Source organism: Nocardia sp. NPDC004123 (genome assembly GCF_053603795.1).
In genome coordinates, this window is record NZ_JBSGGG010000076.1 from 1 (window position 1) to 1,458 (window position 1,458).

At 65.6% G+C, this 1,458-nt stretch carries 1 protein-coding gene; it reads right to left on the reverse strand.

Features of this window, described 5'->3' with window-relative positions; genetic code table 11:
• Positions 1-20: 20 nt before the first annotated feature.
• Entirely contained in the window at positions 21-1,235 is a 1,215-nt protein-coding gene (locus tag ACWEQQ_RS45035; protein ID WP_452352572.1) for an IS110 family transposase, read from the reverse strand.
• Positions 1,236-1,458 lie beyond the last annotated feature (223 nt).

Here is a 1,458-nt window from a genome sequence, read left to right on the forward strand (position 1 = left end):
AAGGACTCTCAATGACCGTGTCAAGCGGCGGTAGCGGCGGGAGTCGGTGTGTCGAAGCTGAATTCGCGCCGATCTCGCAACAGTGCCCACAAAACGTCGACCAGGCGCCGTGCCAGCGCAAGGAGGGCTTGGGTATGGATGAGTCGCTCATTGCGCTTCTTGTCGTAGAACCGCCGCGAGGGGCCGTCGGTGATCTTCAGGCTCGACAGGGCTGCCATGAAGAACACGCGTCGCATGCGCCGGTTGTAGCGTTTCGGGCGGTGCAGGTTGCCGCTGACGCGGCCCGAGTCTCGGGGGACCGGGACGAGTCCGGCGTAGGAGGCCAAGCGGCCCGCGCTGGCGAAGTTGGCCAGGTCACCGCCGGTGCCGACGAGGAACTCTGCGCCCAGTCCGGGGCCCATGCCGGGCAGGGATTCGATGATGCGCGCCCAGGGGTGTTCCCGGAATCGGGTCGTGATGAGTTTGTCGGTGTCCTTGATCTCGCGGTCCAGATCGAGGAGCTTTCGGGCGATGCGTTTGACCAGCATCGCGGTGTCGGCCTCCCCGGGCAGGGCCAGGCTTTGGCGTCCGGCGGCCTCGATCGCGGTGGCGGCAGTCTTGGCGATGCCCGGTTTCCACGCCCCATTGTCGGTGAGATGCGTTGTGACACCGTCGATTCCGGCCGCTCGGATCTCGGCGGGGGTGCACATTGCGGCGACGAGGATCAGTGGGGTCCGGTTCGAGAAGTCGAACGCGGCCTCCAACGCGGGGAAGATGGACCCGAGCAGCGCGCGCAGCCGGTTGATCCCGGCCACCCAATCCGCCATCAGATCGGTGCGGTAGCTGGTCAGCTGGGTCAGCCCGACCACGAGCTCATCAGGCATCACGACCTGGTTGAGATCCTCGCGCAGGCGGGCGGTCTGGGCGATCACCCGGGCGTCCTTGGCGTCGGTCTTGCCCTCGCCGCGGAAGCTGCCGGTCATCGAGTTCACCACCCGGCCCGGCACATACGTCACCGTTTGATCGGCGGCCAACAGCACCGTGATCAGCAGCAACGACATCGGGCTGGTCAGATCGATCGCCCAGCGAACCCGCTCGGCACTGCGGCCGGCGCGGGCGATCAACGCCTCGATCGCGGCCTGGTCGTTGCCGAACTTCTGGCTGAACACCGTCTTGCCGGTCTCATCGATCGCGCACGCATGATGCGCGTGCTTGCCGACATCGATCCCGACCCAAATCTCCGGGCGAACATCCACCCACGTGCTCCTGACTCCACAGTCGTTGCGCCCGTGGACAACTCCGCCGACAAATCCCTAACCAGCGACGACCGCAACAAGCTCTCAATCAGCAGTCGGAGCGTCCAGCACGGCGGGGCAGCCAGTCCTTTCGAGCCTCGACAACAGGCAAAACCCGATCAGCTACACCCCACCGCCCTGGGCATCCAGGGCACCAACCCCAGACACCTACAAACTTAGGGAA